Origin of the sequence: Rhabdaerophilum calidifontis, from assembly GCF_008641065.1 — a bacterium.
Taxonomy (GTDB): domain Bacteria; phylum Pseudomonadota; class Alphaproteobacteria; order Rhizobiales; family Beijerinckiaceae; genus Rhabdaerophilum; species Rhabdaerophilum calidifontis.
Genome location: NZ_VTRS01000004.1, coordinates 142,357 through 155,659, shown reverse-complemented (window position 1 = coordinate 155,659; position 13,303 = coordinate 142,357). Strand labels below are relative to the sequence as shown.

The following is a 13,303-nucleotide window of genomic DNA, read 5'->3' as shown; positions in this document are numbered from 1 at the left end:
CGCATTCCGGAAGGTCTCCCGTCCCCGATGCCCGTTCTCTACCATTTTCCGCTCGATCCGGCCTCGCGCTTCATCCGCCTCATCATGGGCGAGTTGCAGATGGAGGCGGAATTCATCGAGGAGCGGACGCATGAGCGCCGGCGTGAATTCCTGCTGCTCAATCCCGCGGGCGAGCTGCCGGTCCTGGTCGAGCATGACGGCCAGGTCGTGCCGGGCGCGGTAACGATCGCCGAATATCTCGACGAAACGCGCGGCCTGGTGCTCGGGGACCGGCGGCTGCTGCCCGAGGCGCCGGCGGCGCGTGTCGAGGTCCGGCGGCTGATCAGCTGGTTCGGGCACAAATTCCGCGCCGAGGTCTCGGAGCCGCTCGTTCACGAGAAGATTATCAAACGGCTTCTGCCCGCTGAACATGGTGGCGGCGCGCCCGATCCCGGCGCCATGCGTGCGGCGCGCGCCAATATCCGCTACCATCTGAAATACATCGCCCATCTCCTGCGTCAGCGAAACTGGCTTGCGGGGGATCGGCTGACCTATGCCGATCTCGCCGCGGCGGCGGAACTCTCGGCGGTGGATTACCTCGGCGATGTGCCGTGGAACGAGGAGGAGGCCGTGCGGCACTGGTATGCGACCGTGAAATCCCGGCCCTCCTTCCGCCCGCTTCTGGCCGACCGGCTGCGCGGCGTGGCGCCGGCCGCCGCCTACGCGGATCTCGATTTTTGAGCGCCGGCGCGGCAGGACGGGATCTGATCACCGCGCTTGCGCGTGCCCATGGCTTCGATGTCGCGGGCGTTGCCGCCGCAACGGCCGCGCCGCAACGGCTGGCGGATCTCACCGCCTGGCTCGCTGCCGGCATGCAGGGCGAGATGGGCTGGATGACCCGCGATCCGGAAAAGCGCGCGGCGCCGGATGCGCTCTGGCCCGAGGCGCGCAGCGTCATCATGCTCGGCGTCAATTACGCCATGGCGGGCGATCCGATGGCGCGGCTCGCGCGGCGTGATCGCGCGACGCTGGCGGTCTACGCGATGCGGCGCGATTATCACGACGTGATAAAAAGCCGGCTCAAGGAATTCGCGCGGGCTCTGGTCGCGCAGGCGGGCGGAGACGTCAAGGTCTTCGTCGATACCGCGCCGGTCATGGAGAAGCCGCTCGCGGTCGAGGCCGGGCTCGGCTGGCAGGGCAAGCACACGGTGCTCGTCAGCCGCGAATTCGGCAATTGGCTGTTCCTCGGCGCGGTGTTCACGACACTCGCGATTGCGCCCGATGCGCCGGAGCCCGACCATTGCGGTTCCTGCCGGCGCTGCCTCTCCATCTGCCCGACCGATGCCTTCCCGGCACCCTATCGGCTCGATCCGCGGCGCTGCATCTCCTATCTCACGATCGAGCACAAGGGGCCGATCCCGCGCGATCTGCGCGCGCGATTCGGCAACCGGGTGTTCGGCTGCGATGATTGTCTCGCCGTCTGCCCCTGGAACAAGTTCGCGGTGGCATCCCGCGACGCGCGGCTCGCATTGCGCGAGGATCTCGATGGGCTCAGGCTCGCCGATCTCGCGCGGCTCGACGACGCGGCCTTCCGCGCGCTGTTCGCCGGCACGCCGATCAAGCGCACGGGCCGAGACCGTTTCCTGCGCAACGTTTTGATCGCGATCGGCAATTCTGGAGATGCCGCCCTTGTGCCGGTGGCGATGGAGCGCCTCGATGACGCCGCACCGCTCGTGCGGGCCATGGCCGTCTGGGCTTTGGCGCGGCTGCTTGCCGCGCCGGATTTCGCGGCCCTGGCCCGGAGGCAGGCTGCAGCCGAAACCGATCCGGATGTCCGGAGCGAATGGGAGGCGGAGGGCGCGATCCTCCGGCACAGTGCGTGACGAACCTGGTCATCATCGGCTACGGCTATTCTTCGGCGGCCATCGCGCGCGCGATGGTGCCCGGCCTCGCCGCGCTCCACGCCACGGTGCGGAGCCCCGAACGGGCGGCGCGCCTCACCGCGCCGGTCAGCACGGCCAGCGCCTTCGATGGTCATGCGCTGACGGATCCGCTCCTGCGGGCGCTCGAGGCGGCGGATCTTCTGCTCGTCTCGGCGCCGCCCGGAGAAGAGGGCGATCCGTTGCTGCAGGCGCCCGGTTTCGGCGATCTGCCGCTGCCGCGGCTCTGGCGGGTCATCTATCTGTCCACCGTGGGCGTCTACGGCGACCATGGCGGCGGCTGGGTGGATGAGAGCACGCCGCTCCGCCCCGTCTCACCGCGTTCGCGCCAGCGCGTCGCAGCCGAGGAGGGCTGGATTAACTTTGCCAGCGAAAGAAGCATCGATCTCGGCATTTTCCGGCTCTCCGGCATTTATGGCCCCGGGCGTTCGGCCATCGACAACCTGCGCGCCGGAACCGCGCGGCGGATCGTCAAGCCGGGGCAGGTCTTCAACCGTATCCATGTTGAGGATATCGGCGCCGCAATGGCCCAGGCCTTCCGGCATGCGGGGCCGCTCGGCATCTTCAACCTGACCGACGATCTCCCGGCGCCGCCGCAGGATGTCGTCGCGCATGCCGCGGCCCTGCTCGGCGTGGCGCCGCCTCCGGAAATTGCCTTCGAGGCTGCCGATCTCTCGCCGATGGGGCGCAGCTTCTATGGCGAGAACAAGCGCGTCTCGAATGCGCGGATCAAGGCCGCGCTCGGCTATCGCTTCCGCTACCCCACCTATCGCGAGGGGCTCGCCGCGTGCCTCGCGGCGGAGCCGGCCTGATCAGGCGGCGTGGCGGCTCGCATCGGCGCCGTAATAGGCGACATAGCGCGGGTCGATATCCTTGACCTTGAGCGCCACGAACACATCGACGGTGCCGAATTGCCGGTCCACCACCGCGCCGTCGCCGAACACGGCGCCGAGCCGGAGATAACCCTTGATCAAGGGTGGCAGCGACTTCATTGCAACCTTGGCGTCGATCGCCTCCCTGGGCAGGAGGTTCATGTCGGTATAGCGCCAGGGTAGCGCCCGCGCGGAAAGCGTGTCGGGCGCCTTGGCGAAATGGTGGAGGAACGCGAGCGGCACCGCGAGCGCCGCCGGATCGGTGCCCTCGAGGCTCGCGCAGCCGAACATCAGGTCGATCTTGTGATGGACGATGTAGCGCCACACGCCGTGCCAGAGCAGCTCGACCGTCCGCTTGTTGCGATAGGGTTTGAGCACGCAGGAGCGCCCCAGCTCCATCATCCGCAGGCCGGCATTGGCCGCAATCAGCGCCCGGAGGTCGTATTCTCCGGCGGTGTAGAAATCCACGCCATGCGCCTGTGCGACATCCGAGCGCAGCACGCGATAGGTGCCGATCACCTTCGGCTTCGGCTTGCGGAACGGGCCGCGCGGCGCCTCATGGTCGATGACGAGGATATGGTCGCAGATGCGGTCGAACGGGTCGATATCGCGGCGATAGACGCGGGCGCGCGTGTTGGGCGTCGCGCTCATCTCGTCGAAGAAGACCTTGAAGCGCAGCCGCTGCGCGCGGCGGATATCCTTCGTCGTCCGGGCGAGCCGCACTTCGAGCGAGCCGAGGCGACCGAGCGTGTCCGGCAGGCCGCCGGTCTCGCGCACGATCCGCGAGACGGGGTTGAAGCGCCCGACCAGCGCCTTCGGGTTCATGAAGACAGCCGGCAAACGGCCTCGGAACGAAAGACCCTGCGCGAATGAAGGACCCTGCGCATTGGTTCGCGGTCGCAGCATGACCGGCTCTCTCCCCGAAAACGCGTCATGGATGACGTCTTTTGCGCATGTGCGCTACCGTTGTGACAAGATGATGACGTGGAGGCAAGCCGAAAGACGCAAATGGCGCGTTTCCCCTGCGGCCGATGCGCGCTCAGGCCACCCGGCGCGGCGGCGGCAGCAGGGCGCCGAGCGATTTCAGGAACGCCTCGCGTTCGAGCGGCTTGGGGAGGAAGCCGTCGAACCCCGCCTCGAAGCATGCCTGGCGATCCTCGTCGAAGGCGTTCGCGGTCAGCGCCAGGGCCGGGATCCGCGGCCGCCGCGCCTGCCGCTCGGTCTCGCGCCAGCGCCGCAGCGCGGCGAGCCCGTCGAGTTCGGGCATGCGGACATCGAAGAGGAGGCAATCGAAAGCCGGCGCGCCGGGCTGGAGCGCGGCGGTGAGGAGATCGAGCGCCTCGAACCCGTTCGAGGCCCGGACGCTGCGGCCCCCGAGGCGCTCGATCAGCCGTCCGGCGAGCAGGGCGTTGATGTCGTTGTCCTCGGCAATCAGCACGCGCAGGCCGGCGAGCGGCTCGGGCGCAAGGTGCTCTTCCGGAGGTGACGGGGCGGCGCCGGTTTCGGGCCAGTCGCGGATCTGCGCGCCAAGCGAGCGCCGCCTGACAGGCTTTACGAGGTAGCGGTCGAACCCGGCCGCCGTCGGCGGGCCGAAACTGCGTCGCTCGAAGGGCGAGAGCAGCACGAGATGACGGCGGCACCCGGCTTCCGTACCGGCCGCGACGATGCGTTGCGCGGCCTCGGCCCCGAAGGCGGCGTCCATGATGATCAGGTCGGGCGCCGAGCGCCGGATGGCGGCGAGTGCAGCCGCTTCGCGCTGGACAAGCCGCGCCCGCCCGCCGGCGGCGCGGAAATAGGCCGCGAGATAGCGGCCCTCGAACGGGCCGGCGGCCAGGATCAGCACATCCTGCGCCGGCAGCGGCGGCATCGGCGCCGGGCGTGGCGCCGCGGCGGGGAGCGGCAGCGTCAGCGTGAAGGTCGAGCCCTGGCCGATCTCGCTGACGACCTGGATCTCCCCGCCCATAAGCCGCGCGAGACGGCGGGAGATGGCGAGGCCGAGCCCGGTTCCCGGCTGGCTCGCGGTGCCCGGCGCCCCGCCCTGCTCGAATTCCTGGAAGATCGCCTCGATCCGCTCGGGCGGAATGCCCGGCCCCGTATCCTCGATGGCGATCGTCAGGCTGTCCGGCCCGGCGCGGCCGACCCGGATGCCGACCCCGCCGCGTTCGGTGAATTTCACCGCATTGCCGGCGAGGTTCATGATGATCTGACGCAGCCGCGCGGCATCGGTGCGGATCGAGGCCGGCAGATCGGGGGCGATGAAGCTTGCGATCTCGAGCGACTTGCCCTGCGCGCGCGGCGCAAGCAGTTCGACCACGCCCTCGATCAGCGGCGCGAGTTCGGTCTCGTGCGCATGGATCTCGATCTTCCCGGCTTCGATGCGCGAGAAATCGAGGATTTCCTCGATCAGGCTCAGCAGCGCTTCGCCCGAGGTCTTGATCGCGCGGGCATAATTCGATTGCTCCGGCGTCAGCGGCGTGTCGAGCATCAGGTCGGCCATGCCGAGCACGCCGTTGAGCGGCGTGCGGATCTCGTGGCTGACGGTGGCGAGAAAGCGCGATTTCGCCTCGCTCGCGGCTTCCGCGCGCGCGCTCATCCGCTCGATCAGGTCGAGCTTCTCGGCCAGTTCCGCGCGCTCCGCGGCCAGCCGGGCATGGGCGGCACGCAGCCGGCGCACATCGCCGACGAGCCCGGCCGCGACCAGCGCGAGCACGACCGCGACGCCGCTCACGGCGAACAGAAGGGCGGCGGCAATTCCCGCCGTCTCGATCCACATGACGCCCACCTGCAGTTTTCCTGCTTATGGGGGCAGCATCTCCGGCGCTGGTTGCCATGCCCTTGACGCTTTGCGGCAAAATCCGGGCGTCGTTAAGGGAAGGTAGCGTTCGTCATGGCGAGCCGCCGGTGATCCGCCCCCGGAGCCCGATGGCTTCGGCGAGATGGGCGCGACCGACATGCTCGGCCTGATCGAGATCGGCGAGCGTGCGCGCCACCTTGATGAGGCGGTGGAAGGCGCGCGCGGTGAGCTTCAGCCGCTCCCCCGCCTGGCGCAGCAGCGCCGCGCCGTCGGGATCGGGCCGCGCGATCGCGTCGAGCAAGGCGGCGGGCGCGGCGGCATTGGTGCGGATCCCGGGCAATCCGAGCCTCTCGAATCGGTCCGCCTGGCGTGCGCGGGCCGCGAGCACGCGCGCGAGCACCTCGGCCGAGCCCTCCGCCGGCGCCGGCAGCAGGAGATCGGCGAGATCGACCGCCGGCACCTCGATCGCGAGATCGAATCGGTCGAGAAGCGGGCCGGAAAGCCGCGCCTGGTATTGCGCCATGCATTTCTCGTTGGGCGCGCGCTTGCAGGTGAAGCCCGCCTCCATCGCGTGGCCACAGCGGCAGGGATTCATCGCGGCGACCAGCTGGAACCGCGCCGGGTAGACCGCGCGGTGATTGGCGCGGCTGACCGCGACCTCGCCGGTCTCGATCGGCTGGCGCAGCGAATCGAGCGCCTGCGGCGCGAATTCCGGCAACTCGTCGAGGAACAGCACACCGTGATGCGCGAGGCTCACCTCGCCGGGCCGGGCATGAAGCCCGCCGCCTGTGAGCGCCGCCATCGAGGCGGAATGATGCGGGCTGCGGAAGGGGCGCCGGTCGGTCAGCGCGCCCTCGGCGAGCAACCCGGCAATCGAATGGATCATCGAGACTTCGAGCAATTCGCGCGGGGCCAGCGGCGGCAGGATCGAGGGCAGGCGCGCCGCAAGCATGGATTTGCCGGCGCCGGGCGGGCCGCTCATTAGCAGGTGATGCCCGCCGGCGGCGGCGATCTCCAGCACGCGCTTGGCGCTTTCCTGGCCCTTGATGTCGCGGAGATCGGGCAGGGCGCCTTCGGCGCGGCGGATGGCCGGTTCCGGCCGCGCGAGCACCTGCGCGCCCTTGAAATGGTTGGCGATCTGGATCAGCGAGCGCGGCGCGACGATCTCGATCGCCTCGCCCGCCCAGGCCGCCTCCGGCCCGGTGGCGGCGGGGCAGATCAGCCCGTGCCCGCGCGCATGCGCCGCGATCGCCGCCGGCAGCACGCCGGCGACCGGCGAGATCGTGCCGTCGAGCGCGAGTTCGCCGAGCACCGTGAAGCCGTCGAGCGCATCCTGCGGGATTGCGCCGATCGCGGCCATGATCCCGAGCGCGATCGGCAGGTCGTAATGGCTGCCTTCCTTGGGCAGATCCGCCGGAGCGAGGTTGACGATGATCCGTTTCGCCGGCAGCGCGAGGCCGGAGGCGGTCAGCGCCGCCCGGACGCGCTCGCGGCTTTCGGCCACCGCCTTGTCCGGCAGGCCGACAAGCACGAAGGCGACCGAACCCGCCGCAACCTGCACCTGCACATCGACCGGCCGCGCCTCGATCCCCTCGAAGGCCACCGTTGCCACGCGCGCGACCATCCCTGTTGTCGCCCCCGAACCGTTCCGCCGCCAGACCCGAAGGGAGGCTACCGGCTCTGCCTCCGCCCGTCGAGTGACCGCGCGGCGCGGGATCTAGACCGGAAGGGCCGGCCGGGCGATCCGCGCCTGCGCCGCCAGCCGGATGCCGGCATTCGGTGCGCCGTAGCCGCCATAGCCGGGGTCGCGCTGCACGATCTCGAAGAAGAACCCGCCGTCGAACGCCACCGTATAGGCGTGGCGGAACCCGCCGCCGGCATCGCTGTCGTAGAGGATGTTGAGCGCGCGCATCCGCATGATCGCCGCCGGGGAAAGATCGGCGCGGGTTTCGAGATCGTCGTAGTAATTCTCGGGTATGGGCAGCATCGCGACGCCGTTGGCGACGAGCCGCGCCACGCTCGCCTCGATATCGTCGGTCGCGAGCGCGATATGCTGCACGCCGGAGCCGAAGAAATCCGTCACGAACCGCGCCGAGAGGGTGCGGGTGCTCTGCGAGCCGTTGAGCACCAGCCGCAGCCCGGCGCCGCCGCCGCCGACACCGCTCTCGATCACCTGGCTCTGCACCACCCCGCCGGGGTCGATCACCGCCTGGCTCGGCGTTTTCCGCGCCTCGAACAGCGAGGTGTAGAACAGCAGCCAGGTCAGCATTTCCTCGTATTGCATCGTCTGCGAGACATGGTCGATCGCCCGTAGCCCGGCATCGGGCGCGGTCGCGCCGGTCGGCAGGAAATCAATCTCGGCCCAGCGCCCGAGGCTCGAGCGCGAATCGATGAAATAGAGCAGCGAGCCGCCGAGCCCGCGCACGGCCGGAATGTCGAGCTCGCCCGGCCCTACGGCGCCGGCATGCGGCTCGTCGAGCAGCGCCCGCGCGCGCGTGATCGTCGCCTGCGCGTCCGGTGTGCGCAGCGCCATGGCGCAGACCGAGCTGCCATGCGTGATCTGGTAGGAATGGGCGAAACCGTCGGGCTCGCTGTTGACGACGATGCGGATCTCGCCCTGCCGCCAGAGCGAGACGTCCTTGGAGCGGTGCCGCCCGGCGCGCGCGAAGCCGAGTGCCGCGATCAGCCGCTCGAACCCTTCCCGTTCGGCCTCGTGCACCGCGAATTCGATGAATTCGACGCCTTCGACCGGCGCCGGGGCCGGCATCGGCGCAGCGCCGGCGATGGGGCGCCCGAGGCGGCGGGCGGTGGAATCGAGCAGCCAGATCAGCGAGCGCCGCCCGTCGAGCGCGACCGAGCGGGCCGAGCCGGCACGGAACCGGTCGTTGAAGATTTCGAGGCTGAGCACGCCATCATAGCCGGTCGTCTCGAGCGCATCCATGAAGCCGGCGAGATCGAGATCGCCCTGGCCGGGCAGGCAGCGCCAATGGCGGCTCCAGGAGAGGTAATCCATCTCGAGCCGGGGTGCATCCGCGATCTGGACGAGAAAGATCCGGTCGCCGGGAATGCTGCGGATCGCCGCCAGATCCAGCTTGCGCGCGAGCACATGGAAACTGTCGAGCACCAGCCCGACATTGGGCTGCCCGGCGCGGCGGACAATCTCCCAGGCATCGCGATAATCATGGATATGCCGGCCCCAGGCCAGCGCCTCGTAGCCGACGCGCAGCCCGCGCCGGGCGGCGCGGGTGCCGAGTTCGGCGAAATCCTCCGCGAGCCGGTCGATCCCGCCGAGCGCTTCCGGCGAGAGGCTGGAGCAGACGAACAGCAGATCGCTGCCGAGTTCCGCAAGGAGATCGAATTTCCGCTCCGCGCGGTCGAATACCCGGATACGGCGCGCGCCGGTCATGCCCTCGAAATCGCGGAAGGGCTGGCAGGTCACGATCGCGAGGCCGAGATCGGCCGCCATCCGCCGCACATCCGCCGGCGTGCCGGGGAAGGCGATGAGATCGTTCTCGAAGATCTCCACGGCCCGGAACCCTGCGACGGCGATCGCCTCAAGCTTCTCCGCGAGATTGCCGGAGACGCAGACGGTGGCGATCGCGGTTCTCATGCGGGCTCCGGGCCGGAAATCGTGGCGAGCGCGTGCAGTTCATCCGCCGTCGTCGGCGGGAAGCCGAAGAATTCGAGATAGGCGGGGATCATCTCGAACAGCATGTCGAGCCCGATCTGGATGGTGCAGCCGCGCGCGGCGGCGGCTTCGAGCAGCGGCGTCCGCTCCCGGCTGAGCACGACCTCGCCGACGAAGGCGCCGGGCGCGAGCCGTGCCGGATCGAGAGGCAGGGGATCCTCCGGTCTCATGCCGAGCGGGGTTGCGTTGACGACGATATCGAACCCAGCAGGATCGTTTGTTCCGACCTCCGCGGCGAGGCCGGGGAAATGCGCCGCGAGCCGCGCCGCGACTTCGCCCGCGATCTCCGCGCGCAGGTCCGCGAGCCGGATCAGCGCCGGGCCGCGCGCGGCCAGAGCCGCGGCGATCGCGGCCCCCGCGCCGCCCACCCCCACGATCAGAACCCGGCGGCCGGCAATCGCCTGCCCTTTGCGCGCGAGCCCGCGGACGAAGCCCTCGCCGTCGAACATGTCGCCGCTCAGCGTGCCGTCCTCCTCGCGGCGGACGGCGTTGCAGGCGCCGGTGACCGCGATTGCCGGAGAGACGCGCGCGAGATGGCGCAGCACGGTGACCTTGTGCGGCATCGTGATCAGCGCGCCCGCAATGTTCGAAAACCGCATGATCGCCGGGAAGGCGGCGTCGAAATCCGCGGCGGGAACGCCTATCGGCACCACGGCGGCGTTGATGCCGTGCGCCGCGAAATACGGATTGTAGATCAGCGGCGCCTTGAAGCTCGACGTCGGGTAGCCGATATGCGCGTAAAGCCGCGTGTGGCCGTCGAGCATCATGGCGCGAGCCTCACCGCTTCGCCCGTCCGCGCCGAGTGCTGCATCGCGAGCGCCACGCGGCCGTGCTCGAGATGCTGCGCCATCGGCGTCGCGAGATCAGGGAACCAGGGCGCGTTCCACGCCAAGGCAATGGCGGTCCGGGGTCTTTCGGCCATGGCGGTCCTCAGGAGCGCGGCACGTAGCCGAACAGTTTCGGAAGATAGAGCACGGTGTCCGGCACCAGCAACATCACCAGCAGCGCCGCGACCAGCACGCCGATATAGGGCCAGATCGCCTGGATGATGGTGCGCAGCGGAATGCCGGTGATGGCGTTGATGACGAAGAGGAGCACGCCATAGGGCGGCGTGATCAGCCCGATCATGCAATTGACCACCGCCGTGACGCCGAAATGCACGAGATCGATCCCCAGCGCCCGGCAAGTCGGGATGAAGAGCGGGATGATGACGAGGATGATCGTCGTCGCATCGAGCAGGCAGCCGAGGATCAGGAACAGGATATTGATCCCGATCAGGAAGGCGAGCGGCGAGACATTGAGCCCCTGCATCAGGTTCGAGACGGCGGCGGGGATATTCTCGGCGGCGACGATATAATTGAAGATCAGCGAGGCGCCGATCACCAGCCCGACCGAGGCCGTGGCCCGCGCGCTCTCGGAGAATACGGTGTAGAGCGTCGGAAACGACACCGCGCGATAGAGGAAGGTCGCGACGAGGAGCGCGTAGAAGGCCGCGATCGCCGCCGCCTCTGTCGGGGTCGTCGCACCGCCATAGATGCCGAACAGCAGGATCACCGGCATCATCAGCGCCGGAAAGGCGCGGATCGTCAGCCGCGGCAGTTCCGCGCGCGGCACCGGCACTTCGAGCGGCACGTTCTCGCGCCGCGCCTGCCGGGCGTTGAGCACCATCAGCGCGAGCCCCATCATCACGCCGGGGACGAAGCCACCGAGGAAGAGATAGCCGATCGAGGTATCCGAGACGAGGGCATACATCACCATCGGGATCGAGGGCGGGATGATCGGCCCGATCGTCGAGGCGGCGGCGGTGATGGCGGCGGCGTAGCCGGGCGAATAGCGCCCCTCCCTGGTCATCATGCCGATGATGATCTTGCCGAGGCCGACGGCATCCGCCACCGCCGAGCCGGACATGCCGGCGAAGATCATGTTGGCGACGACATTGACATGGCCGAGCCCGCCCCGGAACCGGCCAACCAGCGCGAGGCAGAAATGCAGCAGCCGCTCGGAGATCGTCCCCGCATTCATCACGTTGGCGGCGATGATGAAGAGCGGGATGGCGAGCAGCAGGAACCCGTCATAGATGCCCTGGATCATCTGCTCGGCCGCGAGGCCCGGATCCTGTCCCTTTGCCAGGAGATAAAGGATCGAGGCGGCGATCATTGCCAGCGCGATCGGTGCGCCGAGCCCGGCCAGCGCGAACAGGGCAATGATGCACCAGAAGAATTCGGGGCTCACGACGATTCCCCCGCATCGATGGCGCCGAGATCGTCGCCGCGGATCAGCCGCACCGCACGGTGCGCGTAATGGAGGATCGCTCCGGCGAGAAACAGCAGGTAGACCGAGAAGACATAGCTCAGCGGGATGCCGAAATGATCGGTGCCGCGAATGCCCTTGAAGGCGATGAAATCCCAGGTCGCCGGCGCCGAGAGCGCGAACAGGATCACGAAGGCCAGCGCAACGGCGAGCGACATCGCCCGCCGCGCCCGCGCCGGCGCCATGGTATAGAGCACGTCGAACTTCACCTGATCGCGATCGCGCAGGAAGAAGGCCGCGCCCCAGAAGATCAGCCACAGCCAGCTGATGACGATCACCTCATGCGGCCAGGCGGCGGGATCGTTGAGCAGGTAGCGCGTACCGATCTGGATCAGGAATGCGAAGAACATCGCGGCTGCAAGCAGGACGAGGACATCCTCGGCCCGACGCTGCAGGAAACGGCCGATCGCTTTCATGACAGGGCTCCGGGAGCGGGGAGCGCGCGGGCGCGGCGGATGAGGCGGGCGGGCGCAAGGCACGCCCGCCCGGCGGGATCAGCCGGGGATCGCGTTGATCTTATCGACCATGCCGGCCGGCCAGTCCTTCGCGAATTTCGATTCGAGATAGGCCTTCTGAACCGTCGTGCGGAAGGCGTTGAGATCCGGCGCGTAGACCTTCAGCCCCTTCTCCTTCATGAAGGCTTCCAGTTCGCTTTCGAGCTTGAGCTGCGCCTGCCGCGCGGCCTCGCAGGCATCGTCAGCCGCCTTCTGGACGATTTTCTGCTGGTCGGGCGTGAACTTATCCCAGACCTTCTTGCCGAGTGTCAGGAAGTTCCAGTCGACGAGATGCGCGGTCAGCACGATCTGCTTCGTGACCTCGTAGAACTTGGAATCGCGAACCGTCGGCAGCGGGTTGTCCTGGCCGTCGATCGCGCCGACCTGAAGTGCGGTGTAGAGCTCGGGGAAGGCCATCGGCAGCGGGTTGGCGCCGAGCGCCTTGCCGAGGAACTGCCAGGACTCGGACGGCGGCATGCGCAGCTTCACGCCCGCGAGATCGGCCGGCGTCTTGATCTCCTTGTCCGAGCGCAGGTTCACGTGGCGTTTGCCGAGATACATCACCGAGATCAGCTTCACGCCGAGCTTGTCCTCGACCATCTGCTTCATCGGCGTCATCACGTCCGAGGCGAAGACGTTCTTCTGGTGTTCGGCCGAGCGAAGCAGATAGCCGGCGGTGAAGATCGACCATTGTGGGAAGATCGTGGAGAGCTCCTGCGCAGAGGCGATCGACATCTCGAGATTGCCGCGCGAGATCGCCTCGAGTTCGGTGCCCTGCTTGAACAGGATGGCATTCCAGTGCGGCTGGAAGTCCGCGAACGCGCTGACCGCCGGCCCGAAATGATTGATGAGGCCCAGCGCGCGCTGATCCGTCGGCGTCGCCGGCGAGGACAGGCGCAGCACGATCTTCTGCTGGGCGCGCGCGGACATGCCGAGCGACAGCATCGCCGAAGCCCCGGCGAGGCCCGCCAGCACGGCGCGGCGATTGGTCATCATGGTCATGGATTCCTCCTCGTATCGCCTGGAAGCGTCTCTCTCCGGGCCGTTTCTTCTTCGACCGTTCCGGTCGTTTATGGCGCAGCGGCATCATAGCTGCCGGGGGCGGGGGGCACAAACGCTCGTGCCGCCGGACGTGAGCCGCGATCATGGCTGATGCGAGACCATCTGCCATACCGTATTCAATCAGACATGCAGACAATCTGTCAACATTCGGATTCATGAGAATA

At 68.5% G+C, this 13,303-nt stretch carries 12 protein-coding genes; 3 read left to right on the top strand and 9 right to left on the bottom strand.

Translation table 11 applies throughout. From position 1 onward, the window contains the following. Positions 1-27: 27 nt before the first annotated feature. From FWJ24_RS08860 to FWJ24_RS08850, 3 genes are read left to right on the top strand one after another with little or no spacing between them, the layout of a single operon-like run. Positions 28-720 carry a glutathione S-transferase family protein gene (locus FWJ24_RS08860; RefSeq protein ID WP_150287453.1) on the top strand — a complete coding sequence of 231 codons (693 nt, stop codon included), beginning with the start codon at positions 28-30 and terminating at the stop codon, positions 718-720. Further along, on the top strand, positions 717-1,862 hold the full coding sequence (queG, locus tag FWJ24_RS08855; protein ID WP_150287452.1) for a tRNA epoxyqueuosine(34) reductase QueG: 1,146 nt from the start codon (positions 717-719) through the stop codon (positions 1,860-1,862). The genes FWJ24_RS08860 and queG overlap by 4 nt, the downstream gene beginning before the upstream one ends. Next, on the top strand, positions 1,823-2,731 hold the full coding sequence (locus tag FWJ24_RS08850) for an SDR family oxidoreductase (protein ID WP_150287451.1): 909 nt from the start codon (positions 1,823-1,825) through the stop codon (positions 2,729-2,731). Before queG ends, FWJ24_RS08850 begins: the two co-directional genes overlap by 40 nt. Here FWJ24_RS08850 and olsB read toward each other — a convergent pair whose 3' ends face one another. From olsB to dctP, 9 genes are all read right to left on the bottom strand, one after another. Next, a complete protein-coding gene (olsB, locus tag FWJ24_RS08845) occupies positions 2,732-3,616 on the bottom strand; it encodes a l-ornithine N(alpha)-acyltransferase (RefSeq protein WP_246155626.1) in 885 nt (294 codons plus the stop codon). 214 nt (positions 3,617-3,830) lie between these two features. After that, the gene (locus FWJ24_RS08840) at positions 3,831-5,564 is read right to left on the bottom strand and encodes an ATP-binding protein (protein ID WP_246155639.1); all 1,734 of its coding nucleotides are present in this window, start codon (positions 5,562-5,564) and stop codon (positions 3,831-3,833) included. A 112-nt stretch (positions 5,565-5,676) separates the two neighbouring features. Then, positions 5,677-7,209, bottom strand: coding sequence for a YifB family Mg chelatase-like AAA ATPase (locus tag FWJ24_RS08835; RefSeq protein WP_150287448.1), 1,533 nt, complete (start codon positions 7,207-7,209; stop codon positions 5,677-5,679). A 93-nt stretch (positions 7,210-7,302) separates the two neighbouring features. Then, on the bottom strand, positions 7,303-9,195 hold the full coding sequence (locus FWJ24_RS08830; protein WP_150287447.1) for a bifunctional sugar phosphate isomerase/epimerase/4-hydroxyphenylpyruvate dioxygenase family protein: 1,893 nt from the start codon (positions 9,193-9,195) through the stop codon (positions 7,303-7,305). Continuing rightward, positions 9,192-10,037 (bottom strand): shikimate dehydrogenase family protein, encoded by an 846-nt coding sequence (locus FWJ24_RS08825; protein WP_150287543.1) that lies wholly within the window; start codon positions 10,035-10,037, stop codon positions 9,192-9,194. The genes FWJ24_RS08830 and FWJ24_RS08825 overlap by 4 nt, the downstream gene beginning before the upstream one ends. Next, entirely contained in the window at positions 10,037-10,195 is a 159-nt protein-coding gene (locus FWJ24_RS14610; protein ID WP_166443642.1) for a hypothetical protein, read from the bottom strand. Before FWJ24_RS14610 ends, FWJ24_RS08825 begins: the two co-directional genes overlap by 1 nt. A gap of 8 nt (positions 10,196-10,203) precedes the next feature. Continuing rightward, a complete protein-coding gene (locus FWJ24_RS08820) occupies positions 10,204-11,505 on the bottom strand; it encodes a TRAP transporter large permease (protein ID WP_150287446.1) in 1,302 nt (433 codons plus the stop codon). Then, entirely contained in the window at positions 11,502-11,999 is a 498-nt protein-coding gene (locus tag FWJ24_RS08815) for a TRAP transporter small permease (protein WP_150287445.1), read from the bottom strand. The genes FWJ24_RS08820 and FWJ24_RS08815 overlap by 4 nt, the downstream gene beginning before the upstream one ends. A 78-nt stretch (positions 12,000-12,077) precedes the next feature. Next, the gene (gene dctP / locus FWJ24_RS08810) at positions 12,078-13,079 is read right to left on the bottom strand and encodes a TRAP transporter substrate-binding protein DctP (protein ID WP_150287444.1); all 1,002 of its coding nucleotides are present in this window, start codon (positions 13,077-13,079) and stop codon (positions 12,078-12,080) included. Positions 13,080-13,303 lie beyond the last annotated feature (224 nt).